The sequence below is a fragment of the Hydrogenophaga sp. genome (assembly GCF_030373245.1).
Taxonomy (GTDB): domain Bacteria; phylum Pseudomonadota; class Gammaproteobacteria; order Burkholderiales; family Burkholderiaceae_C; genus Hydrogenophaga.
Genome location: NZ_JAUCZF010000004.1, coordinates 276,829 through 300,522, shown reverse-complemented (window position 1 = coordinate 300,522; position 23,694 = coordinate 276,829). Strand labels below are relative to the sequence as shown.

23 protein-coding genes are annotated in these 23,694 nt (G+C 67.2%); 17 read left to right on the top strand and 6 right to left on the bottom strand.

Annotated elements, in window-relative coordinates:
• Window positions 1-145 precede the first annotated feature (145 nt).
• The 4 genes from mutS (at window position 146) to QUV25_RS11635 (ending at window position 6,596) form a co-directional block, all read left to right on the top strand.
• Entirely contained in the window at window positions 146-2,749 is a 2,604-nt protein-coding gene (gene mutS / locus QUV25_RS11650) for a DNA mismatch repair protein MutS (protein ID WP_300864017.1), read from the top strand.
• Window positions 2,746-3,573 (top strand): proteasome-type protease, encoded by an 828-nt coding sequence (locus QUV25_RS11645; RefSeq protein ID WP_300864015.1) that lies wholly within the window; start codon window positions 2,746-2,748, stop codon window positions 3,571-3,573. Before mutS ends, QUV25_RS11645 begins: the two co-directional genes overlap by 4 nt.
• Window positions 3,574-3,688: 115 nt before the next feature.
• A complete protein-coding gene (locus QUV25_RS11640; RefSeq protein ID WP_300864014.1) occupies window positions 3,689-4,528 on the top strand; it encodes an alpha/beta hydrolase in 840 nt (279 codons plus the stop codon).
• A gap of 124 nt (window positions 4,529-4,652) precedes the next feature.
• The gene (locus tag QUV25_RS11635; protein ID WP_300864011.1) at window positions 4,653-6,596 is read left to right on the top strand and encodes a PAS domain S-box protein; all 1,944 of its coding nucleotides are present in this window, start codon (window positions 4,653-4,655) and stop codon (window positions 6,594-6,596) included.
• Between the two features lie 22 nt (window positions 6,597-6,618).
• On the opposite strand, the gene QUV25_RS11630 is transcribed toward QUV25_RS11635, so the two are convergent.
• The 3 genes from QUV25_RS11630 to QUV25_RS11620 all read right to left on the bottom strand — a co-directional run bounded on the left by QUV25_RS11630 (window position 6,619) and on the right by QUV25_RS11620 (window position 9,424).
• Complete coding sequence (locus tag QUV25_RS11630; protein WP_300864010.1) at window positions 6,619-7,899, bottom strand: MFS transporter; 1,281 nt, start codon at window positions 7,897-7,899, stop codon at window positions 6,619-6,621.
• 19 nt (window positions 7,900-7,918) lie between these two features.
• The gene (locus QUV25_RS11625) at window positions 7,919-8,749 is read right to left on the bottom strand and encodes an undecaprenyl-diphosphate phosphatase (RefSeq protein ID WP_300864008.1); all 831 of its coding nucleotides are present in this window, start codon (window positions 8,747-8,749) and stop codon (window positions 7,919-7,921) included.
• Window positions 8,750-8,845: 96 nt separating this feature from the next.
• Window positions 8,846-9,424 carry a hypothetical protein gene (locus QUV25_RS11620; protein WP_300864005.1) on the bottom strand — a complete coding sequence of 193 codons (579 nt, stop codon included), beginning with the start codon at window positions 9,422-9,424 and terminating at the stop codon, window positions 8,846-8,848.
• Window positions 9,425-9,657: 233 nt separating this feature from the next.
• On the opposite strand from QUV25_RS11620, the gene QUV25_RS11615 reads away from it, so the two are divergent.
• Genes QUV25_RS11615 through QUV25_RS11595 form a run of 5 tightly spaced genes read left to right on the top strand, consistent with a single transcriptional unit; the run spans window position 9,658 to window position 12,916 of the window.
• The gene (locus QUV25_RS11615) at window positions 9,658-10,089 is read left to right on the top strand and encodes a DUF2306 domain-containing protein (protein ID WP_300864003.1); all 432 of its coding nucleotides are present in this window, start codon (window positions 9,658-9,660) and stop codon (window positions 10,087-10,089) included.
• Window positions 10,090-10,115: 26 nt separating this feature from the next.
• Entirely contained in the window at window positions 10,116-10,673 is a 558-nt protein-coding gene (locus QUV25_RS11610; protein ID WP_300864002.1) for a DUF6622 family protein, read from the top strand.
• Between the two features lie 9 nt (window positions 10,674-10,682).
• Complete coding sequence (locus QUV25_RS11605) at window positions 10,683-10,982, top strand: 2TM domain-containing protein (RefSeq protein WP_300864001.1); 300 nt, start codon at window positions 10,683-10,685, stop codon at window positions 10,980-10,982.
• Window positions 10,983-11,030: 48 nt separating this feature from the next.
• The gene (locus tag QUV25_RS11600; RefSeq protein ID WP_300864000.1) at window positions 11,031-12,122 is read left to right on the top strand and encodes a histidine kinase; all 1,092 of its coding nucleotides are present in this window, start codon (window positions 11,031-11,033) and stop codon (window positions 12,120-12,122) included.
• A complete protein-coding gene (locus QUV25_RS11595) occupies window positions 12,119-12,916 on the top strand; it encodes a LytTR family DNA-binding domain-containing protein (protein ID WP_300863999.1) in 798 nt (265 codons plus the stop codon). The genes QUV25_RS11600 and QUV25_RS11595 overlap by 4 nt, the downstream gene beginning before the upstream one ends.
• Before the next feature lie 8 nt (window positions 12,917-12,924).
• Here QUV25_RS11595 and QUV25_RS11590 read toward each other — a convergent pair whose 3' ends face one another.
• The gene (locus QUV25_RS11590) at window positions 12,925-13,410 is read right to left on the bottom strand and encodes a hypothetical protein (protein WP_300863998.1); all 486 of its coding nucleotides are present in this window, start codon (window positions 13,408-13,410) and stop codon (window positions 12,925-12,927) included.
• 120 nt (window positions 13,411-13,530) lie between these two features.
• Between QUV25_RS11590 and QUV25_RS11585 the strand changes: the two genes are divergently transcribed.
• The 4 genes from QUV25_RS11585 to QUV25_RS11570 all read left to right on the top strand — a co-directional run bounded on the left by QUV25_RS11585 (window position 13,531) and on the right by QUV25_RS11570 (window position 18,953).
• On the top strand, window positions 13,531-14,145 hold the full coding sequence (locus QUV25_RS11585) for a DUF924 family protein (RefSeq protein ID WP_300863996.1): 615 nt from the start codon (window positions 13,531-13,533) through the stop codon (window positions 14,143-14,145).
• Window positions 14,146-14,251: 106 nt separating this feature from the next.
• Window positions 14,252-16,126 carry a choice-of-anchor I family protein gene (locus QUV25_RS11580; RefSeq protein WP_300863993.1) on the top strand — a complete coding sequence of 625 codons (1,875 nt, stop codon included), beginning with the start codon at window positions 14,252-14,254 and terminating at the stop codon, window positions 16,124-16,126.
• 464 nt (window positions 16,127-16,590) lie between these two features.
• Window positions 16,591-17,148: an NAD(P)H-dependent oxidoreductase gene (locus tag QUV25_RS11575; protein WP_300863991.1), complete on the top strand. Its 558-nt coding sequence runs from the start codon at window positions 16,591-16,593 to the stop codon at window positions 17,146-17,148.
• Window positions 17,145-18,953: a monovalent cation:proton antiporter-2 (CPA2) family protein gene (locus QUV25_RS11570; RefSeq protein ID WP_300863988.1), complete on the top strand. Its 1,809-nt coding sequence runs from the start codon at window positions 17,145-17,147 to the stop codon at window positions 18,951-18,953. Before QUV25_RS11575 ends, QUV25_RS11570 begins: the two co-directional genes overlap by 4 nt.
• 30 nt (window positions 18,954-18,983) lie before the next feature.
• On the opposite strand, the gene QUV25_RS11565 is transcribed toward QUV25_RS11570, so the two are convergent.
• A complete protein-coding gene (locus QUV25_RS11565; protein ID WP_300863986.1) occupies window positions 18,984-19,373 on the bottom strand; it encodes a hypothetical protein in 390 nt (129 codons plus the stop codon).
• Between the two features lie 222 nt (window positions 19,374-19,595).
• Between QUV25_RS11565 and QUV25_RS11560 the strand changes: the two genes are divergently transcribed.
• From QUV25_RS11560 to QUV25_RS11550, 3 genes are read left to right on the top strand one after another with little or no spacing between them, the layout of a single operon-like run.
• Window positions 19,596-20,042 (top strand): DUF3106 domain-containing protein, encoded by a 447-nt coding sequence (locus QUV25_RS11560; RefSeq protein WP_300863984.1) that lies wholly within the window; start codon window positions 19,596-19,598, stop codon window positions 20,040-20,042.
• Entirely contained in the window at window positions 20,039-20,728 is a 690-nt protein-coding gene (locus QUV25_RS11555) for a sigma-70 family RNA polymerase sigma factor (protein WP_300863982.1), read from the top strand. Before QUV25_RS11560 ends, QUV25_RS11555 begins: the two co-directional genes overlap by 4 nt.
• Complete coding sequence (locus QUV25_RS11550; RefSeq protein ID WP_300863980.1) at window positions 20,725-21,072, top strand: hypothetical protein; 348 nt, start codon at window positions 20,725-20,727, stop codon at window positions 21,070-21,072. Before QUV25_RS11555 ends, QUV25_RS11550 begins: the two co-directional genes overlap by 4 nt.
• A gap of 72 nt (window positions 21,073-21,144) precedes the next feature.
• Here the strand turns inward: QUV25_RS11550 and QUV25_RS11545 are convergent, their stop codons facing one another.
• A complete protein-coding gene (locus QUV25_RS11545; protein ID WP_300863978.1) occupies window positions 21,145-21,522 on the bottom strand; it encodes a hypothetical protein in 378 nt (125 codons plus the stop codon).
• Between the two features lie 245 nt (window positions 21,523-21,767).
• On the opposite strand from QUV25_RS11545, the gene QUV25_RS11540 reads away from it, so the two are divergent.
• A complete protein-coding gene (locus QUV25_RS11540; RefSeq protein ID WP_300863975.1) occupies window positions 21,768-23,633 on the top strand; it encodes a glutamine--tRNA ligase/YqeY domain fusion protein in 1,866 nt (621 codons plus the stop codon).
• The last annotated feature ends 61 nt before the right edge of the window (window positions 23,634-23,694 follow it).

Below are 23,694 nucleotides of genomic sequence, written 5' to 3'. Positions count from 1 at the left end.
GCAGTGGTGAACAGATCGGCCAGGACGACCCATGCGGATGTCGATGACTCCCTGACAAGCAGCTGAAACGAACTGCTACAGTTATCGGCCATTCTGATCGCTTCCTGAGCATGCTTTGAACGCCCCGCTGGAAAAACACACCCCGATGATGCAACAGTATCTGGCGATCAAAGCCGGATATCCGCATACGCTGGTGTTCTACCGCATGGGCGATTTCTACGAGCTGTTCTTTGCCGACGCCGAAAAGGCCGCCCGCCTGCTGGACATCACACTGACTCAGCGCGGCCAGTCGGGGGGCGCACCGGTCGTGATGGCTGGCGTGCCCTTTCATTCGGTTGACACCTACCTGGCGCGCCTCATCAAGCTCGGCGAGTCGGTCGCCATCTGCGAGCAGGTGGGCGATGTGGCCACCGCCAAGGGACCCGTGGAGCGCAAAGTGGTGCGCGTGGTCACCCCCGGTACCCTCACCGACACCGAGCTGATGTCGGACAAAAGCGAAGCGGTGCTGATGGTGGTGCACCCAGGCCAGCGCACCGGTCTGGGGCTGGCCTGGTTGTCGGTGACTCAGGGGATCGTGTTCCTCGCCCAGTGCGCCAGCGACGAGCTGCCCGACTGGGTGGCCCGTGTGGCGCCGAGCGAACTGCTCTACAGCGCCGATGCCAGCCCGGCATTCGAAAAATCCCTGCTGGCGGTGGCCGAGCAGCCCGTTGCTGGCGGCGCCCGCACGGTGGCCGTGATTCGACCAGCCTGGGCGTTTGACGCCGCCCTGGGCGAGCGCAAGCTGCTGGCCCAGCTGCAAGCCGCCAGCCTGTCGGCCTGGGACGCACAAGACCTGGGGGATGCCCACGCCGCAGCCGCCGCCCTGCTCGAATACGCCGAGCACACCCAGGGGCGCGCGCTCACCCACGTGCGCAGCCTGCGCGTGGCGCGCAGCGACGCACTCATCAACCTGCCGCCCAACACGCGCCGCAACCTGGAGCTCACCCAGACGCTGCGCGGCGAAACCCAGCCCACGCTGCTGTCGCTGATCGACACCTGCACCACCGGCATGGGCAGCCGTCAGCTGCGCAGCTGGTTGCTCGAGCCCTCGCGCGACCGCACCGAGGCGCGTGCGCGACTGGCGGCGATCCAGGTCTTGCGCGACGGCCTGGGCGAGCGGCTGCGCGGCTCACTCAAGGGCGCCAGCGACGTGGAGCGCATCACCGCACGCACCGCCCTGCGCCAGGTGCGTCCGCGTGAGCTGGTCGGACTCGGACTCACGCTGATGCGTGCGCACCAACTCGCCGACCTGCTGCAGGCGAAATCGCCAGCAGGCGCAGCACCGGAATTGCTCATCGGCCTGCGCGCCGACCTGATGCCACCGGAAGGTTGCGCGGCACTGCTGCAAGCCGCGCTGCGCCCCGAGCCGGCCGCCCTGGTGCGCGATGGCGGCGTGATCGCCGACGGTTTTGACGCCGATCTCGACGAGCTGCGCGCCATCCAGAACAACTGCGACGACTTTCTCATTGCACTCGAAGGCCGAGAGCGCGAGCGCACCGGGATTGCCAACCTGCGCGTGCAGTTCAATAAGGTGCACGGTTTTTACATCGAGGTCACGCAGGGCCAGGTGGACAAGGTGCCGGACGACTACCGCCGCCGCCAGACGCTCAAGAACGCCGAGCGCTTCATCACGCCCGAGCTCAAGGCCTTTGAAGACAAGGCGCTGTCGGCACAGGAGCGCGCCCTGTCGCGCGAGAAGCAGCTGTACGAATCCCTGCTCGACCAGCTGCAGCCCCACATTCCCGAACTGACCCGCGTGGCCCGCGCCATCGCTGCACTCGACGCCCTGTGTGCGCTGGCCGAGCGCTCGCTGACGTTGAACTGGTCCGAACCTCAGTTTGCCGCCGAGCCCTGCATCGAGATCCGCGGCGGGCGCCACCCCGTGGTGGAAGCGCGGTTGAACCAGACCAGTGGCGGCAGTTTCATCGCCAACGACACCGTGCTGGGCGCAAAGCAGCGCATGCAGGTCATCACCGGACCCAACATGGGCGGCAAAAGCACCTACATGCGCCAGGTCGCGGTGATCGTTCTGCTGGCCAGCATGGGCAGCTACGTGCCGGCCGAGGCCTGCCGTCTGGGCCCGATCGACGCCATCCACACCCGCATCGGCGCCGCCGACGATCTGGCGAATGCGCAGTCCACCTTCATGGTCGAAATGACCGAAGCAGCTCAGATCCTGAACGCAGCCACGCCACAAAGCCTGGTGCTGATGGATGAGATTGGCCGAGGCACCTCCACCTTCGATGGCCTGGCGCTGGCCGGCGGCATCGCCGCCCACCTGCACGACAAGGTGCACTGCTTCACCCTGTTCGCCACCCACTATTTCGAACTCACCGAGTTCCCCGCCCGGCACCACGCCGCGCTCAATGTGCACGTGAGCGCGGTTGAAGCGGGTGGCAAGCACGGCATCGTCTTCCTGCACCAGATCGAGCCCGGCCCAGCCAGTCGCAGCTACGGCATCCAGGTGGCGCGGCTGGCGGGTGTGCCCAGTGCCGTGGTGCAGCAGGCCCGCGCTGCGCTCGCCGCCCTCGAATCGCAAGGTGAACAGCACCGGCACCAGGTCGACCTGTTTGCCCCCCCTCCCGTCAGCAACGACGCCGAACCCCACCCGCTGCAGCAGGCCTTGCAGCAAATCGACCCCGACGCCCTGTCGCCGCGCGAAGCGCTGGACCAGCTTTACCAACTCAAGAAACTTGCTCAGACCCAATGACCTACTGCGTTGCCGCCAAGCTCAAAGCTGGCCTGGTTTTTCTTTCTGACTCCCGCACCAATGCCGGGCTCGACCAGATCAGCACCTTTCGCAAGATGCTGGTCTACGAGCGCCCGGGCGACCGCTTCATGTGCCTGCTTTCGGCGGGTAACCTGAGCATTTCGCAATCGGTGCGCGAGATCCTGCAGGTCGAGAAGCTGCCTGACCACGAGGGTGGCGATCCGATCACGATCTGGAACGCGCGCAGCATGTTCGACGCGGTGCGCGTGCTCGGCTCGGCGGTGCGCCATGTCTACGAACGCGACGGCGAATCGCTCAAACGCGCCGGGGTGGATTTCAACGTGTCGATGATCTTCGGTGGCCAGATCGCGTGCGAAGGCATGCGCCTGTTTCAGGTCTATTCGGCCGGCAATTTCATCGAGGCCACGCCCGACACCCCGTTCTTCCAGATCGGCGAATCCAAGTACGGCAAGCCGGTGCTCGATCGCGTGATCACGCCCGACACGCCGCTGGACGAGGCGGCCAAGTGCGTGCTCGTATCGATGGACTCCACGCTCAAGTCCAACCTCTCGGTCGGTCTGCCCCTGGACCTGGCGGTCTACGAAGCCGACCGGCTGCAGACCGAAAGAATCACCTGCATCGACGAGCACAACCCCTACTTCCGCATGCTGCACGACACCTGGGGCCAGAAGCTGCGCGAGGTGTTCGACAGCATCGAAGACCCGACCTGGGACGGCACGCCAACCGAAGTGCCGCTGATGGCCGGCAGCGAACGGGCGCAGCCGCTGCGCAAGATCACCAACGAGCGCGAAAAATTGATCTGAGCCATCGGGACGCGCTGCCAGACTGGCCCAGGGTCGGCGATGGGGAGCCCCCTCTCTGATCACATGGCAGCGCATTTTGGCCCGTGCTGATGCACACCCTGGTTTCCTGGTCTCCATGTCCCTCATCGTCTTTTCTCACGCCAACAGCTTTCCCGCCAGCACCTACAACGTGATGTTCCGTTCGCTGCGCGCACGCGGCTTCTCGGTGCGTGCGCTGGAAAAATTCGGACACGATCCCCGCTACCCGGTCACCAGCAACTGGCCGCATCTCTTGCAGCAGCTGGCCGACTTCGCTGCGCCCGAGATCGAACAGCACGGCGAGGGCGCCTGGTTGGTGGGTCATTCGCTGGGCGGCTTCCTGAGCCTGATGTGCGCCGCCCGACACCCTCAGCTCGGCGGACATGCGGTGCGCGGTGTGCTGCTGCTCGACGCGCCTGTCATCGGCGGCTGGCGCGCGCGTGCGCTGGAGCTGATCAAGCGCACCCAGCTCGTGGGCTCGATCCTGCCCGGCAAGATCAGCCGCTACCGGCGCGACACCTGGGTCGACGCGGCCAGCGCACTGGCCCATTTCCAGGGCAAGACAGCCTTTGCCCGCTGGGAGCCGCAGGTGCTGCAGGACTACATCGAGCTTGGCACGCACGACGCCGACACCCCGCACGGACCACGCCGCGTGCTGAGCTTCGAGCGCGCCGTGGAAACCGCGATCTACAACACCCTGCCCCACAACCTGGACCGCCTGTTGCGCCGCCACCCACTTCCATGCCCGGTGGGCTTCATCGGCGGCACGGCATCGCTGGAGATGCAGCAGGTCGGCATGCACATGACGCACAAGTTGGTGGGCACCCGGCACCCGCAGCGACTGCAAATGGTCGAGGGCACCCACCTGTTTCCGATGGAACGGCCGGCGCAGACCGCTTCGGTGATTGCGGACACATTGCAGGCACTGAAGACTTAAGTGCTGCTTTTGCCGCAGCCGTTTCGCTCATGCGGCAAAAGCGGGGGAAAGGCCGTCCTGTTGTGCTCGCCACCCTGGTCACACGTGGTTATAAACAGCAAGGTGGCCACGTCACAAAGTACCCATGAACCCAACCCAACCCAGCGCGCGCCACGCGGACGAAAGTCTGTGGTCTCGGCTGCTCGACTGGCAGCCTGAACAGCGAAGCCTGTGGCGCCGGCTGGTCGTGGCCGTGGTGCTGACGCTGCTCGCCGCCTGGTTGCGGGTGGAGCTGGCGCCTGCCGAATCGGGTGGCCGCTACGTCACGCTCTCGATGGCGGTGGCGTTTTCCGCCATTTACGGCGGGGTGCCAGCTGGGCTGTTGAGCACGGTCCTCAGCCTGGTGCTGGTCAATTTCCTGCTGATTCCGCCCCTGTTCAGCTTCGCCATTGACGACCCGGTCGAAGCCTTCTGGCTCAACCTCTGGTTTCTGATTGGGCAAGTGGTGGTGGTGGGCGCCATCGGATGGATGCAGCGGCAAAACCTCAGGCTGCGCCAGGTCGGCAAACTCGCTGCAAGCAGTCAGCAGCGGTTCCTCGACACCTTCGAGTTCGCAGCAGCCGGTATGTCCCACGTCTCGCTTGAAGGCCAGATGCTGCGCGTGAACAAGACTTTCTGCCAGCTCGTCGGGTACAGCGAAGCCGAACTGCTGCGCATGCGATTCCGGGACTTCACCGTTGCAGACGATGTGGCCCCCGACGAAGCCCTGCTGGCCAGGACCCTCGCCGGCGAGATCGACCGCTATTCACTCGAAAAGCGCTACATCCACAAAGACGGGCATCTGGTCTGGGCCCACCTCACGGTGGCACTCGTGCGCGGGCCCGGCGGCGTGCCGGACTACTTCATCTCCGTGGTGCAAGACCTGAGCGCGCTCAAGAAAGCAGAAACTGCTTTGCGCACCAGCGAACGGCTCATGCGCCAGGCGCAGACGCTGGCTGGCTTTGCCAGCTTTGAGGCCAACGTCAAAGAGAATCACTTCCGCACGCTGGGCAACTCCCACCATCGCCTCGGGCTGCCGCGAGCCGAGTTCAGCGGCGACGATCTGCTCGCCGTGGCCCACCCCGCTGATCGGGAGCGCATGACCGCAGACTGGCTGGACGCGTTGCGAGGCATACGCCCCTACAACATCACCTACCGCACCCGCATCACCGGCCAGGAGCGCTGGTTCAGCGTGCGCGCCGAGTTCGAGCGCGACGCCGAGGGCCGGGCGATTCGGGCTTTCGGCGTCAGCCAGGACATCACCGAACGCAAACGGTCCGAGCTCGAAATCCGCCGCCTGAACGCTTCTCTGGAATACCGCATTCAGGAGCGAACGCGCGAGCTCAAAGATGCCTACGACGAGCTGGAAAGCTATTCCTACGCCGTGGCACACGACCTGCGTTCCCCGCTGCGCATCATCAATGGTTTTGCGCAGGCGCTGGAGGAGGACAGCGAGGCGCTCACGCCGTCCAGCCGCGCGCATCTGGATCGCATCAGGGGTGCCAGCCTCAAGATGGGCCAGTTGATTGATGGTTTGCTGGAGCTGGCGCAATACGGTCGCGGGGAAATGCAGCGAAAGCCGGTGGACCTGGGTGCGCTGGCCCGCCACATGCTCGAAGAGTGGTCGAGCGCAGAACCCGGGCGCTCGGTAACGTGGGACATCGAGCCAGGTTTGCTGGTGCAGGCCGATCCCGCCCTGATGGACGCATTGATGCAAAACCTGCTGCACAACGCCTGGAAATACAGCGCCCTGAGAAAGGATGCGCACATCCGGGTGTTTGCCCGCGTCGCCGATGGCCAGACCCACTACTGCGTCAGCGACAACGGCGCCGGCTTTGACATGGCGCGCGCCAGCAAGCTGTTCCAGCCATTTCATCGCCTGCACCTGCCCCACGAATTCAGCGGTCTGGGCATTGGCCTGGCCACGGTGCGGCGCATCGTGCTGCGGCATGGGGGCACCTTGAAGGCCGAGAGCGCGCCAGACGCGGGCGCGACCTTCTGCTTCACCATCCCGGACGAGCCGAACTCGACACCCCCCTCAGGCCACTGAGCTCAGGTGCTCAGCGCGGCGCTTAGGGTGCCTGTGGCGCATCCGAAGGCGCAGAGGCGTCATCGGCCAGGCTGCGCGGGTCCATCTGCAGCACAGCCTGGGAGCCGGCACCCATGACCACGAAACTGGATTTTTCTTCGGTCGGCACCGGCTTGGCGGCCTTGAGCCGCTTGGCGCTGTAGACCGCCAGCGAAGCCATCACCACCGCGAAATACAGCATCAGGCTGTTCGATCCCACGCCATCCATCACCGCTCCGGCCAGCGTCGGTCCGATGGCGGCGCCGATGCCGTGAATGAGCAGCAAGCCGCCGCTGAATTCCACCAGCCGGGTCGAATCGATCACATCGTTCACGTGTGCCACGCACAGGCCATAAATGGCAAAGATCAGACCACCAAACAGCACCGCCAGAGGGATCAGCGAATCAGGTGAGACCGTTGCCAGCATGTAGCCCATCACACACACCGCGGTCCCGAAGACACAGACCCACAACAGCACCAGGCGGCGGTCGTGGCTGTCGGAATAGTGGCCCACCGGCCACTGGAAAAAGGCGCCGCCCAGGATGGCTGCGGCCACGAAGCTGGCGACCTGCGCATCCGTGAAGCCCACCCCTTGAGCAAACAGGGCCGCCATGCCGTAGAAGGCACCGGTGATCAGACCCGAGGCCATGGCGGCGGCCATGCCCATGGGGGAGGCGTCGTACAGGTCGCGCAGGCTCAGGCGCGGTGCCTGCACCGGCTCTGGTTCGGCCACCGGCGTCATGGTGATGGGCAGCAGCGCAAACGAAAACATCACCGACACCATGGCAAACGGCACAAAGCCCAGCCGGTCGCCCACCAGAATCAGCCACTGACCCACGGCCAGCGCCACGAAGTTGACCGCCATGTACACCGCAAAAAGCCGGCCACGCAGGGCGTTGGGCGCCAGCGCGTTGAGCCAGCTTTCGATCACGATGTAGAGGCCGACCATGCAGACGCCGGTGATCAGTCGCAACAGGCCCCAGAACCAGGGGTCGATCCACAGCGCGTGCAGGATGGGCATGGTCGACGCCAGCGAGGCCATGGCCGCAAACGCGCGGATGTGGCCCACGCGCCCGATGATCACCGGGCACAAATAGGTGCCCAGCACAAAACCGGCGAAATAGGCTGAGGTCACCAGACCCAGCGTGATGCTGGAAAAATCGGCCAGACCAGCGCGCAGGCCAAGCACCGAAAACAGCAGGCCCACGCCCACGATCAGCAGCGCCACGCCGCTCAGCAGTGTGGACAGGCGCCACAGCAAAGGGCCCATGGCGGAATCATTCATGCGCCTGACCCTAACAAGATCAAGCAGTCCAGTCCACCCAACCCGTGTAAGCGGTGATCAGAATCAAGCCTCCGAAGGCGATGCGGTACCAGGCGAAGGGCACGAAGGTGTGGTTGCCCACAAAGCGCAGCAACCACTTCACGCACACCCAGGCCGACAGGTACGACATCACCAGGCCTACAGCAAAAAACGGGATGTCTGCGGCGCTCAGCAGATCGCGATTTTTGTAGATGTCGTAGGTCGCTGCGCCAAACAGCATGGGGATGGCGAGAAAGAAACTGAATTCCGTAGCCGCCTTGCGGTTGAAGCCCAGCAACATGGCGCCAATGATCGTGGCGCCCGAGCGGCTCACTCCGGGAACGAGCGCGGTGCACTGGATCAGGCCCACCTTCAGCGCGTCTTGCCAGCGCACGCTGTCCACATCGTCAACACGCGCAGGGACGCCGCGGGCCTGCAGGTGCTCAGCCCACAAGATGACCACCCCGCCCACGATGAACCCCAACGCCACCACCAGCGGGCTGAACAAGACACCTTTGATGAAGTCGATGAACAGCACACCGGCCAGCGCCGCCGGGAAAAACCCCACCAGCACATTGAGCGTGAAGCGCTGCGCCTGGCGCTCGGTGGGCAGGCTCACCAGTGTTTGCCAAAGCTTGGCGGCATACAGCGAGACGATGGCCATGATGGCACCGGTCTGAATCACCACCTCAAACAGCTTGATTTTTTCGCCCGGCATGTCAAGCAGGGCGGCGGTCAGGATCAGGTGACCGGTGGAGGAAATGGGCAGAAACTCGGTCAAGCCCTCCACCACGCCCATGACGGCGGCCTTGATCAGCAGGGTGATATCCATGTGTCGTCCGCCTGTGCAGCGGCTAAAAAAAAGAACAGGCCAGATGCCGGCCTGTGATGGGAGCAGATGTTACCTGCTGGTCTGACGTGTCCAGTCTCAGCGCTGCACCGGATCCAGCTGCAGCCGCAAGCCGCCAGGCACCACGTTGAGCAGACCCGGCTGGTAGCCCCAGCCGCGAGCGATCTCCAGGTCTTCGGGCTTGAGGCTGTGGATCACGAAGTCCTTGAGCAGGTTCTCCGCCAGCAGAGCGCCGAGGCGGTTCGCCCGCGAGGTGTAAGCCTGCGGCACACCCGGCACCTCGAAGTCCTCCACCCGCACCTGGCTCAGTCGCACCGTGTTGTCGCTGGGCTCGAAGCGCAGTCCGTAGCTCAGGTTGAGCTTGCCCTGGTATTCGCGCGAACCGAGCAGGAACGAGCCCAGCTTGTAGCCCAGCTCGGTGCCGATGCGGTTTTCCCCGGGGATCAGGCGCACCCTCGGCGAGGCCAGTGACACATCGAACAGCTCCAGGTAGCGGTTGTTGAACGGAAACTGGCCGTTGATGAGCTCCACCAGCCGGGCTTCGGAGATGTCGATGGTGCGTGCGCCAGGCTGCACCAGCGCACAGCCGACCAGCGTCAGCATCGAGCTGGCGACGGCCATGGTCAGCAGGCGGCGGCGCGAACGGATATCCCCCATGGTGTGCTCCCTGGCAGCCACCCGACCACGGCGGTCGGGCGATCTGCGCCCATTGTAGGAAACCGCCCGGCCGAGGGCGTTGCGCCGAGCGCCTCCGCCGCCACCCACCGGCTGCATTTCACGCCGCCAGGGCAGCGTTTCGCGCCACCGGCTGGACGGGTCGTCGCAAACGGCTGGCTCTGCCCAGGGCGGGCCGGCACAGTCGAGCCCAGACCCCACGACGCGAGAAAACCATGCAGCTCACCCCCGTCATCGCCATCCACCTCAGCGCCGCCCTGGGCGCGCTGGCGCTCGGTCCGCTGGCGCTGTGGGCGCGACGCGGCCATGCCGCGCGGGTGGCCCACACGCAGCATCCCCGGCTGCACCGCGCCGTGGGCTATGCCTGGGTCACGCTGATGCTCGCCGCCGCCCTCTCGGCCCTCTTCATCCGCGACCACGACCTGCCCAACATCGCCGGCTACACGCCCATCCACCTCTTTGTGCCCTACACCCTCGGCGGCCTGTTCGTGGCGTTCCGCCACCTGCTGCGCGGCAACATCGCGGGCCATCGCCAGGCCATGGTGCAACTCTACGTGGGCGCCTGTGTCATCGCCGGCGCGTTCACGCTGCTGCCCACCCGCTTCCTCGGCCAGCTGGTCTGGGGCCAGTGGCTCGGTCTGGTCTGAATGCAACCACCCAAAAAGGAAACAACATGGCCTTGATTGAATTGCTCATCGCCCAGCCGCAGGCGCTGGCACGCATCGCGCAGAACACCCCCGTCTGGGTCTGGGGCCTGCTGGCCGCCCTGGTGGCGCTGGGTCTGAGTCAGGCCCGCGCCCGCCAGGCGAGTCTCTGGCGGGTGAGCCTGCTGTCCGCTGCCATGCTGTCGCTCTCCCTGCTGGGCGCGATGGGCGACTTTGGCCGGACCGGCCTGCTGGCCCCGACGCTGGCCGCCTGGGCCGCCGGCGCTGCCGCGGTGCTGCTGGCCTTGCGTCACCGTGCCCTAGCACGCGGCAGCGGCTACGACGCCGCCTCCCGCCGCCTGCACCTGCCAGGCAGCTGGCTGCCCTTGCTGCTGATCCTAGCGATCTTCTGCCTCAAGTACGCCGTGGGCATCGAGCTCGCGCTGCGTCCCCAGGCCAGCCAGGACGCCGCCTTTGCCCTGCCAGTCTGCGCCGTCTACGGCGCCCTCAGCGGCCTGTTTGCCGCGAGGGCACTGGCCCTGTGGCGCCTGACCTCGCGCAAGCCCCTTCACCCTGCTGTTGTCTGAAAGTTCACCATGACCCCAAACGCTTTTCCCCAGGCATCCGAACTCGAGCGTCTGGCCCGGCGACGCGTGAAGGCGCGTCTGGGCTGGTACACACACGCCACCGTCTACCTGCTGGTCATCGGCGGCCTGGCGCTGCTGGGTCTCTGGCAAGGCCGCCTCTGGCCCGTCGCGCCTGCCCTGGGCTGGGGCCTGGGGCTGCTGATGCACGGGCTGGCCGTGTTCGTCTGGGGCCAGGGCTCGGACCTGCAGGAGCGCATGGTGCGGCGCGAGCGCGAGCGGCTGATGCGTCAACCGCCGCCCAATCACTGAACCAGGCCCATGCCAGAATCGACGCCGATGCCCTCGCATCGCCCGCCCATGCCCTCTGCCCTGAAGCCGCTTTTGCACTGGCTGCCCTCCGCCACCCACGCCGGCCTGCTGCGTCGTCTGGCTATCGTGTGGGCGGTGGCGCTGCTGATCGCGCTGGCGCAGTGGCTGAGCAAGTCGCAGACCACCGCACTGTCCCACTCGCTGGTCTACAGCTACGCCATCAGCACCAGCATCTGGTTTCTGACCGATCCGGTGCGCATTGCGCTGCACCCCTGGCTGCACACCGAGCCGCCGCACTACTGGGCGCTCAACCCGCGCGCGGTGGGCTGGCTGCTGCTGGCCATCGTGCTGGGCTACGCCATGGGCGTCACCGTGGGCGACCTTTACGCCGGCGTGTCCACCTGGGACCTGCTGTCGCAGTCGCCGCAGCGTTTCTGGGGTTTCTGGCTCAGCTCGCTGGGCATCAGCTTCGGTTTTCTGTTTTTCTTCTACCAGCGCGAGAAGGCGCAGGCGCTGCAGCGCCAGGCCTCGGAAGCCCAGCTACGCCTTCTGGAAACCCAGCTCGAGCCGCACATGCTGTTCAACACCCTGGCCACGCTGCGCGCGCTCATCACCACCGACGCGCCGCGCGCCGTCACCATGCTCGACCGGCTCAACGACTACCTGCGCGCCACCCTGCGCGCCTCGCGCAGCGAAACCACCGAGCAGCCGCACACGCTGGCGCTCGAATTTGCGCGCCTGCGCGACTACCTAGAGCTCATGGCGGTGCGCATGGGCCCGCGCCTGCGCTTCACGCTCACGCTGCCCGACGACCTGGCGCAGCACCCGCTGCCGCCCCTGCTGCTGCAACCGCTGGTGGAAAACGCCATTCGACACGGCCTGGAGCCGCACCTGGCCGGCGGCGAGATTCGCGTGGAGGCCTTGGCCAGCGGCGCCGAGCTGCTGCTCACCGTGAGCGACACAGGCGCCGGCTGCGCCGGCACGCCGCAGCCCGGCTTTGGGCTGAGCCAGGTGCGCGAGCGCCTGGCCAGCGCGTTCGGGGGTGGGCCCGAACGCCTGCGGTGGCGCAGCGAAGCGGGCCAGGGCACCCACATCACGCTGCGCCTGCCACGGCAAGCCCTAGCACCCAGTCAAACATGAGCCCAACCCCCACCGCCCTGATCGCCGAAGACGAGCCGCTGCTCGCCGCCGCCCTGCGCGCCGAGCTGGCCCAGGCCTGGCCGGCGTTGCAATTGCTGGGCACGGTGGGTGACGGTGCCGCCGCTGTGCGCGAGGCGCTGGCGCAGGCGCCCGATGTGCTGTTCCTGGACATCCGCATGCCCGGCCAGACGGGGCTGGAGGCCGCAGCCGACCTGGCCGACCAGTGGCCCGAGCATCGCCCGTTCCCCGCCCTGGTGTTCGTGACCGCCTACGACCAGTACGCGGTGCAGGCGTTTGAAGCGCAGGCGGTGGATTACCTGCTCAAGCCGGTCACGCCCGAGCGGCTGGCGCGCACCGTGGCGCGCCTGCAGCAACGCTTGCAGGCCTCAAGGCCCGCGCCGCAGCAACTGGATGAAGCCATGAACCAGTTGCGCCTGTTGCTGGCCCCGGCAGCCAGCGCCGCCGATCCGCCGCTGACCGTGATCCAGGCCAGCGTGGGCAACAGCATCCGCATGGTGCCGCTGAGCGAAGTGCTGGTGTTCGAGGCGGCGGACAAATACCTGCGCGTGCTCACCGCCGGTCACGAGTACCTGATCCGCACCGCGCTGCGTGAGCTGCTGCCGCGGCTCGATACTGCCGAGTTCTGGCAGATCCACCGCGGCACCGTGGTGCGCGCATCGGCCATCGACAGTGTGAACCGCGACGAAGCCGGCAAGCTTTCCCTGCGCTTGCGACAGCGCCCGGAAAGCCTGCCGGTCAGCCGGCTTTACGCACAGCGCTTTCGCGCCATGTGAGCCGCGGCTCAGTCGTCGCGGCCGCGGCCACCGCGGCGGCCACCATCGTCGTCGTCCCAACCGCGGTGGCTGTGGCGGTGCCATTTCTCGCGCTTGTGCTTCTTGTAAGCGCGGCGGTCATCAAAACGCGGATGGCCCCAGCTCTGATAAATCACCGGCGCGGGCGCCACCACCACAGGGCGCTGGTAAACCACCCTGGGCTCCCGATACACCACCTGCGGCTCGCGATACACCACCCGCGGCTCACGGTACACCACCACCGGCTCCCGGTACACGACCCGCGGCTCGCGGTAGATCACGGGCGGCGCATTTGACACGCCCACGCTCACGCCAGGCTGGTTGATGCCAATCGACCAGTACACATCGCTGCCGCCGCGGGCATGCGCCGCGCCGGCCGTCAAGGCCCAGGCGCCTGCTGCCAGCGACACCAGGGCCAGACCACGGAACCAGACCGAGCTGCGTTGCCAGGGGGTATTCAAGGACTTGGATTTCATGAGGCACTCCTGTTGCGGAATCTGCTGATCCCGTGAGGGCATTACAGAGAATTCCGCAGTAACCTGTACCGCACGCAGCGTCAAACACGTTGCCAGACGTAACAACCTCCAGGAGCACGCATGTCCCACCACCCCGACTCAGTCTCCGAGGTGCTCGATTTCTGGTTCGGCGACGGTCTGCGCAACGACTGGCCCAGCACCGAACACAAAGCGCTCTGGTTCGGCGGTGGCGCCGAGCAAGACCAGCTCATCCGCGACCGCTTCAGCGCCGGCGTGGACGCCGCGCTAGAAGGCGACCTGACCCATTGGGAAAGCCGCCTGCCCGCGCGGCTGGCGCTGGTGATCCTGCTCGACCAGTTCAGTCGCAACATCTACCGCGGCCAGGCTCGCGCGTTTGCTGGCGACGCGCGCGCCCAGCAGCTGGTGTTGCGCACGCTGCAAGCGGGCGAAGACGAGTCGCTGGCGCGCGTCGGGCGCGTGTTCCTCTACATGCCGCTGATGCATGCCGAAGACCTCGCCCTGCAAGACCGCTGCGTGGAGCGCTTCACGCACTTGCACGCGGAAAGTCCGCCCGAGCTGCGCGAAAAGCTGGCCAGCAACCTGGGCTTTGCCGAGCAGCACTGCGACATCGTGAAGCGCTTCGGCCGCTTTCCCCACCGCAACGCCGCGCTGGGTCGCACCACCACGGTGGAAGAAGCCGTGTTCCTGAAAGACGGGCCGCGCTTCGGGCAGTGATCGCCCAGCCAGCTGTCACACCAACCTCATCAACCCGTCACAGCAACGTCACACGCGCCGCCGATAAACAGGTCTTCACCCCTGTTCCGTCTGGAGACCCGCTCGCATGTTGTTCCCTGTCCGCCGCCCTCGCGCCCACGCTTTCGCCCTGTCCCTGCTGCTGAGCGCCGCACTCACCGCCTGTGGCGGCAGCGACGATCCCGCACCGACGCCGCCGCCGCCGGCACCCGAGCCCACACCCAGCAGCCTCACCCTAGAGAAAATCGGTGGTTACAGCACCGGCCAGTTCGAGGTGAGTGCCGCCGAGATTCCCGCGTTTGACGCCGCCAGCCAGCGCCTGTTCGTGGTCAACGCCCAGCTGGGCGCGGTCGACGTGCTCAACCTGGCCGACCCGGCCAACCCGGTGAAAATCGGCACGCTCGACGCCACCGCCGTGCTCGTCGGCGCTGAAATCAACAGCGTGGCGGTGTTCAACGGCACGGTGGCCGTGGCGATTCAGGCCCCGGTGAAAACCGACCCGGGCCGCATGGCGCTCTACCGCGCCAGCGACCTCAGCCTCATCAGCTCGGTGACCATCGGCGCCCAGCCCGACATGATCACCTTCACCCCCGACGGCAGCAGCGTGCTGGTGGCCAACGAAGGCGAGCCCAGCGACGACTACCAGACCGACCCCGAAGGCAGCGTGAGCGTGATCGACGTGCGCAACCTCGCTGCACCCGTGGTCCGCAGCGCCAGCTTCACCGCGTTCAATGCCCAGGCAGCCACTTTGCGCGCCAGCGGCGTTCGCATCTACGGCCCTGGCGCCACGGTTGCGCAGGACCTTGAACCCGAGTACATCGCCATCTCGGCCGACAGCCGCACCGCCTGGGTCACGCTGCAGGAGAACAATGCGCTGGCCAAGGTCGACATCGCCACGGCTGTCGTCACCGACATCCTGCCGCTGGGCTTGAAGAACTACGGCGTGGCGGGCAACGAACTCGACGTGTCCGACCGGGACAACGCCATCAACATCAGAACCTGGGCAGGCGTGGTCGGCATGTACCTGCCCGACAGCATGGCCTCTTACAGCGCAGGCGGCCAGACCTACCTGGTGACCGCCAACGAAGGCGACGCGCGCGCCTGGGGCGAAGACAACCCCGACTACCTGGGCACCCAGAACCCCTCGCTGGGCTTCATTGAGGAGCTGCGGGTCTCGGCCCTGGTTCGGGCGGCAGGGTGGCAGGTGGTGCCGCCGCAGTTGCGCAGCCTGGCGGGTGGCACCCCCTTGGCAGGCGCCCTGCTCGACCCGACAGTGTTCGGCTACTGTGGCGCTGCTGCAGGTAGCCCGGGCACCTGCAGCGCCGCAGGCGAACTGGGACGCCTCAACATCAGCTGGGTCCAGGGCTACAAGACCGATGCCATGGGCGCACCGCTGCGCTACACCAGTGCAGGTGTGGAAGACGCCAACGGCGACCGCCTGATGTACGACCGGCTCCACAGCTACGGCGCCCGCTCGTTCAGCATCTGGGACGCCAACGGCGCGCTGGTCTGGGACTCGGGCGCTGCCATCGAACAGTTCCTGAACAGCGCCGACTGCAGGCTCGGCTCAAACCGCAGCATTCCCTGCGCGACCTATTTCAACTCCGGCCACAACGAGGGCAACGCACTAGACAGCCGCAGCGACGCCAAGGGTCCAGAGCCCGAGGGTCTGGCGTTGGGCAAGATCGGCGACAAGACCTTTGCCTTCATCGGCCTGGAGCGCATGGGTGGCGTGCTGGTGTACGACATCACCAACCCCGCTGCACCCACGCGCGTGGACTACCTCAACACCCGGGACGAGTGGGTCACCGACCCACCGAGCCTGGCCACCGTCGGTGACCTCGGCCCCGAAGGCCTGGTGTTCATTCCCGCCGCCCAGTCGCCCAACGGCCGGCCGCTGCTGGTGGTGGGCAACGAAGTGAGCGGCACCACCGCCATCCTGCAGATCAACCTGGCCTTCTGAGCGCCCGCGGGCAACCACGCCAGTCAGCGCGTTGGTCAGGTAAGGGCCTGTTCACGCCATTTTTCTGAGTGCGAACGAGGTGCAAAGGGTGCCAATCTAGGCGCCTGACGACGGCCAGACTGGACGTCTGGCCTAGGAGGGCAACGACGAGTGGCGCCTTTTGCACCTTGTTCCCTCCGGGTTGCGGCCAAAAAAGCCATGCGCCGCGTTGCGAAGCCTTGCCGGGGGGATACCCCGGCAGCGTTTCGCGCATTGCGCATGGCTTTTTTGATCCGCAACGCATCACAGAAAAATGGCGTGAGCAGGCCCTAAGCAACAGGCGCTGACCCGCATCGAGCCGGGCCCGGGGGTGATTCTCCGGCGCCCGGCTTTCCCTTGGGCGCGCCTGCGCGGCCCACGCGCCCATCCGGCAGGTGATATCGTGCGCTGACCCGGCCACCCCACCGGTCAATGTCCTGCGCCCCATGCCCCGTACTCTCGTCGTCCATGCCCATCCCCGGCCCAGCCAGTCCCTGGTGATCAAGGCCATGCAAGCGGTGTTCGAGGGCGATGCACACACCGAGATCCGCAGCCTCTACGACCTCTACCCCGACTTCGACATCCACGTCTCGTCAGAACAGCAGGCACTCGCCCGTGCCGACCTGGTGGTGTGGCTGGCGCCGATCCACTGGTACAGCGTGCCCGCGCTGCTCAAGCACTGGTTTGACCAGGTGCTGGCGCACGGCTGGGCCTTTGGCCCGGGTGGTGACGCGCTGCGCGGCAAGGCCGCCTGGTGGGTCGCCAGCGCGGGCGGTTCGATGAACGACTACTTGCCTGGCGGCGCTCACCAGCGCCCGTTTACCGACTTCGTGGCGCCCATCGAGCAGACCGCGCGCTTTTGCGGCATGCGCTGGCTGCCGCCCCACATCGAGTACGGAGGACACAGCCACACGGGTGCGCAGCTTGCCGCCTGCACCGACGACCTGGCAGCCCAGTTCGCGCGCCACCGCGCAGCCCAGCCCAGCGATCAGGCGGCCGCATGACTCAGGCCATCCTGTTTCTGCTGGCGGCGCTGGTCATCGTGCCGATCGCGCTGCGCCTGGGTCTGGGCTCGGTGCTGGGCTATTTGCTGGCGGGTGTGGTGATCGGCCCGGTGGGGCTGGCGCTGGTGAACGACCCGGCGGCGATCCTGCAGGTGTCCGAGCTGGGCGTGGTGCTGATGCTCTTTGTGATCGGTCTGGAGCTGGAGCCTCGGCGCCTGTGGGCGATGCGCGGCGCGGTGTTCGGCGGCGGCGCGCTGGAAATGCTGGTCGGCGCAGCGCTGCTCATGCCGATCGGTCTGCTGCTGGGCTGGAGCTGGCAGGCCTCGCTGGTGGCCGCGCTGGCCATGGCGCTGTCCAGCACCGCCATCGTGGTCGGCCTGCTGCAGGAGCGCAACCTCATGGGCACGCCCATGGGGCAGAAGGCGTTTGCCATGCTGCTGTTCGAAGACATTGCGGCCATCCCGCTGCTGGCCCTGGCCGCGGTGCTGGGCACGGCGGCGGTCGCGGCGGCGCCCGGTGCGCACGCGGCCGACGACCCGTTCACCAGCCCCTGGGCGCAGATCGGCGCGGTGCTCGCGGTGGTGCTGGTGGGGCGCTTTGTCGCCTACCCGGTCATGCGCATCATCGCGCGCCAGCCCGCGCGCGAGCTCTTCACCGCCGTGGCCCTGCTGCTGGTGCTGGGGGTCGCGGCGCTGATGCACCGTGTCGGCCTGTCGATGGGGCTGGGCGCGTTCCTGGCCGGCGTGCTGCTGGCCAGCTCGGAATACCGCCACGCGCTGGAGAGCGACATCCTGCCGTTCAAGGGGTTGCTGCTCGGTTTGTTTTTCATCGCAGTGGGCATGAGCATGCAGCTGGGTCTGCTGGTGAGCGATCCGTTGCACGTGCTGCTCGGCCTGCTGCTGGTGGTGTCGCTCAAGCTGCTCGGCATGTGGCTGGTGGCGCGCTGGATCGGGCTGCACGGCTCGCCGCGCACGCTCATGGCGGTGCTGCTCTCGCAGGTGGGCGAATTCGCCTTTGTGGTGCTGGCCGCCGGCAAGCTCTCGGGCGTGTTGCCCGCGGCCGATGCCGACCTGCTCACCCTGATCGCCGCCCTCTCCATGGCCACCACGCCGCTGCTGCTGATGGCGTTTGACCGCATCGCCCGCGACGAGGGCAGCGAGCGCGCGCCCGACACGGTGGACGAGCCCGAAGCCCCGGTCATGCTCGCCGGCTTCGGCCGCTACGGCCAGATCGTGGCGCGCACGCTGCTGAGCGCGGGCATCAAACCCACCGTGATCGACCACAACGCCGACACCGTCGACATGGCGCGCCGCTTTGGCTACAAGGTCTACTTCGGCGACGCCACCCAGCCCGACCTGCTGCAGGCCGCCGGCGTGGCCAAGGCCCGCGCCATCGTGATCGCCATCGATGACCCGGCCCAGAGCAACCAGCTGGTCAAGGAACTTCGTCAACGCCACCCACACCTGCCCATCGTGGCCCGCGCGCGCGACGCGGTGCACGCCATGGAGCTGCTCGATGCGCAGGTGCACCACGTGCAGCGCGAGCTGCTGGAGAGCTCGCTCAGGAGCGCGCGCGCCACGCTGGAGCTGCTCGGCTTTGACCGCTCACACGCGCGCCAGCTGGCCGACGACTTCCGCCGCCACTCCGAAAACTTCCTCGCCACCCAGCGCGACCAGCGCAGCAACGAAGACGACTTCGTGCAGCGCGCCCGCGAGGCCCGCGAACAATTCGAGCGGCAGATGCAGCTCGACCTGGCACGCCAGACGCACCGCAGCACCGACACCGGCTGGACCCCGGGCGCCTGAGCGCCGGTTCCGCTCGCCTTCGGTGCGCGCTCAATGCGCGTGCGGCCGAGCCTGGCGGTCGTGCTTCTGGCGGTAGATGCGGGCGCTGGCGCGGTCCTGCGCGGCCTCCACGCGATGCGCCTCGTGCCCGGTCACCACGCCGTCGGCCTCGGTGCGGCGTTCCAGGCGGTGAATGTGGCGCTGTTGGCGCATCAGCGAAGCCGTCTCGTGGCGGGTGAGTTCGCCCGAGGCCACGCCCTGGCCGATGCGCGCCGCCTGCCGATCCTGTCGGTTGTCCACGCGGTCCTCTTGGGCCTCGCCCATCACGACCTGGGCCTGGGCCAGCGAGGCAGCGGCCAAGCCCGTCACCAGCAACAGCTGGCGAACGCGGCGCAGGCCCGCGGCGCCGAACGGAAAAGCAGAAGAATGGGAAGCGCTCATGGAAACTCCTTGGGTCGTGGGTTGAACAGCGCACCACCTGCATCGCCGGTCACTGGACCGGGCACCGCAGGCCGTGTACCGTTTGAACCTGCGCCATCCCCTGCGCTTACGGCGCCCAAGGCCATGCCCCAGTGCCGCGAAGGGTTGTGCAGGCCGCCGCGTAAGAGCCGGTCGGCTGCCGGGTTCAACCAGCGTTCAAAAGGTTTTTTGCTTCGCCTCGTCATGTTGTCCACCCGCCTCATTGCCCATACCCTGAGCGCCGCGCTGATCGGTCTGGCCGCCAGCGCCGCCCACGCCGCGCCCGATGTGCCCGACCCGCAGGCCTGGTCGCGCCTCTCGCCCGCCGAGCAGACCGAGCGCCGCGAAGCGCTGCGCCGCCAGCTCGAAGCCAGCACACCCGAACAGCGCCAGGCCTTTCGCAGCGCGCTGCGCGAGCGGCTTCAGAGCCTGACCCCAGAGCAGCGCGAAGCGCTCGTCGACCGCACCCGCGAGCGCTGGCAGGCCCTGCCGCCAGCGCAGCGCGAGCGCCTCGCCGACGAGCGCCGCGAACGCCTGCGCGCCATGAGTCCGGCCGAACGCCGCCAGATGCTGCGCGAGCGCCGCGCCGTGCTGGAGTCTCTGAGCCCCGAAGAACGCGCCACCCTGCGCGAGAAACTGCCCGTCCGATGAGCGCCCACCACCGCACCGACTCCAGACTGCCTGCCCTGGTCTGGCGCACAGGCCTTACCACCCGGCAAACTCCAGGCATGTGGATGCTCAGCACCGCCACCCGCCTGCTCGACGCCACGCAGCGCGCGCTCGGCGTGCGCGCCGACAGCTGGGCGCTCTGGCGCGCGGCCAGCGGCGGCGATCCGCAGAGCGCGCGGCGCCTGGTGCAGCAGCTCACGCCCACCGCGCTCACCCTGGCGCGCCAGATGCTCGGCCGCCAGGAAGACGCTGAAGACGTGGTGCAGGAGTCTTTCCTGCGGCTCTGGAGTGCGCGCCCGAGCGATGACGCCGGCGCCCAGCTCGCCACCTACTTCCACACCATCGTGCTCAACCGCTGCCGCAGCCACCTGGTGCGCCAGCGCGAGCTCAGCCTGGGGCCCGACGAACTCACCGCGCTGCATGACCGCCACCAGCAGGAAGCCGAAGCCCCCGCCAGCGACGGGCCCGGCACCGACCCGGCCCGCCTGCAGGCCGCGCTCGGGGCGCTGCCCGCCCGCCAGCGCATGGCCCTGGCCATGTGGGCCTACGCCGACGCGCAAGCGCCCGAGATCGCCACCGCGCTCGACATCGACACCAACGCCGCCCACCAGTTGCTGTTTCGCGCCAAGCGCAGCCTGCGCGAGCGCCTGCAAGAGGCCCAGCCATGAATTCGCAACAGCCCCGCACCAACCCTGCCGACGCCGACGCCACCCTGCGCCAGGCCCTGCAGCAGTCGCTTCACGACACGCCCGCCGCCGACCACACCGCGCTGCAAGACCGCGTCATGGCGCAATGGCAGCAGCGCCACCCGGCCACCGCGCCCGTGCTGGCCGGAGCGCACGGTGGGAACCTGTCGGGTGGCCGCGCTGGGCGGCTGGGGTGGTGGCTGCTGGCCGGTGGCCTGGTGCTGGCCGCAGCGTTGGCGCTGGGCTGGGCCAACCGGAGCGACCCGGTGCTCGACGAGCTGATGCAGCCCGATGTGTTGTCTCAGATCGGGCTGGGCGAGCTGTGAAGTGAAGCGCGCGCCCGAAACGCGCCAGAGCCTCCGTTCACCAGCCTTTGCGCTTGTGAAGCGGCGCTGAGCTCAGCCGCCCACCGCCAGCCAGGTCAGCACCGCACCGACCGCGGCGCCCGCCAGCGGACCGCCCAGGCGCGCGGCCATCGAGGGCGCTGCATCGCGCCGATCTTCCACCGCCGGAAAGTCAGAAACCGTCGGCTGGAAATCGATGGGCTTTTGCTGCGTGGCGGCGCTCTGGCGCAGCGGGCTGCCCGGCGCGGCCCAGCCGGCCCACAGCGCGTGCGCGTGCGCCGGCACCACCGCGCCCAGCTCCACCGCCTTCTCCACATCGCGCCAGCTCAGGCAGACCCGGACCGCGGGCAGGAACACATCGTCCACCTGGGTGGCTTGCCAGCGAGAGGGGTCGTCGTCCACCTGAATCGTGGCCGGTCCGTCTTTGTCCATGGTGGGTCCTTGCTGTTTTTCGGTGTTGTTCTGGTTCGCGCCGGCAGCCGCAGCCGCGGGCCCGATGCGCCGACCATAGCGGCACCACCCTGCCGCCGAGGCGCCTTGTGGCGCCCCTTGTCGGCCTGCTCGCGCACTGCGGCATGCGTCACGCCCCGCGCGGCATTCCGCGCCCCCACCTGTGTGCAGCACGCCACACCCGGCGCCCGGCGATGAGGCGCGCGCCCCCGCCCTAGAATCGCGCCATGAGCACCCACCCCCCGAAAAGCCCGCCCGCCAGTGGCGCCCACACCTCCGACGGCGAAGCCGGCGAACACAAGGTCAGCAACTTCCTGCGCCAGATCATCGAAAAAGACATGGCGCAAGGCACCTACACCACTCGCCTGTGGGGCGGTAGCCCCGGCGACGCCGCGCACCACGCCCAAGGCCAGCCCGACCCGGCCAAGATCCGCACCCGCTTCCCGCCCGAGCCCAACGGCTACCTGCACGTGGGCCACGCCAAAAGCATCTGCCTGAACTTCGGCCTGGCCGAGGAATACGGCGGCGTCTGCCACCTGCGCTTTGACGACACCAACCCCGAAAAAGAAGACACGGAATACGTCAACAGCATCATCGACGCGGTGAAGTGGCTGGGCTACAGCTGGAACGGCGAGCCGGGCCAGCCGAATGCGGATGCCCTGCCCTACCAGGCCAGCGACTATTTCGATTTCATGTACCGCGCCGCCGTCTACCTGATTGGCGCCGGCCTGGCCTATGTGGACGAGCAGACCGCCGAACAAATGCGCCTGGCCCGCGGCGACTTCAACACCCCCGGCACCGACAGCCCGTTTCGCGACCGCACCCCAGCGCAGAACCTGGCGCGGTTTGAAGAAATGCGCGACGGCAAACACGAAGATGGCAGCATGGTCTTGCGCGCCAAGATCGACATGGCCAGCCCCAACATCAACCTGCGCGACCCGGCGATTTACCGCATCCGCCGCGCCACCCACCACAACACCGGCGACAAATGGTGCATCTACCCGATGTACACCTACGCCCACCCGATTGAAGACGCGCTGGAGCAGATCACCCACAGCCTGTGCACGCTGGAGTTTGAAGACCAGCGCCCGTTTTACGACTGGCTGCTCGAGCGCCTGGCCGAAGGCGGCCTGCTGCCCAGCCCGCCGCCGCGCCAGTACGAATTTGCCCGCCTCAACCTCACCTATGTGATCACCAGCAAGCGCAAGCTCGCCCAGCTGGTGTACGACCACAAGGTCAGCGGCTGGGACGACCCGCGCATGCCCACCATCGTCGGCCTGCGCCGCCGCGGCTACACGCCAGAGAGCCTGCGCCTGTTTGCCGAGCGCATCGGCGTGACCAAGAGCGACAGCTGGATCGACTACAGCACGCTGGAAGGCTGCCTGCGCGAAGACCTGGAAAACAAGGCACACCGCGGCATGGCCGTGCTCGACCCCGTCAAGCTGGTGCTCACCAACTGGGCCGAGGCATTCGGCAGCAACGGCTATACCGAAGATTGCACCCAGCCCGCCCTGCCCCACAGCGCGATTGCCGAAGGCCAGACGCCCCCGCCCGACCGGGTGTTCAAGATCGGCAAAGAGGTCTGGATCGAGCGCGAAGATTTTGAAGAAGTAGCGCCCAAGGGCTACAAGCGTTTGTTCCCAGGCAACGTGATCCGCCTCAAAGGTGGCTACGTCATCGAATGCACCGGCGTTGGCGCCAAAGACGCGAACGGCACCGTGACCGAAGTGCACGCCAAAGTGATCCCCGGCACCAAGAGCGGCACCCCCGGCGCCGACAGCGTCAAAGCCAAAGCCGCCATCACCTGGGTGGGCGCGGCCGATGGCGTGCAAGCCGAAGTGCGCCTGTACGACCGCCTGTTCAGCGACCCCAACCCCGACGCCGGCGGCAAAGACTTCATCGAAGCCCTGAACCCCAACAGCCTGAAAGTGGTGACCGCCTACGTGGAGCCCTCACTGGCCGCCGCGAAGCCGGATCAAAGATTCCAGTTTGAGCGGTTTGGCTACTTTGTGGCGGACCGGATGGATCACTTGGCGGGAGATAAGCCAGTGTTTAACCGGGTGACGGGGTTGAAGGATAGTTGGGGTAAATAACGGTCCAATTTTTACGTTTCGCTCCAACTTTAAACTTTTGTGCTTCGCGAAAAATATGATT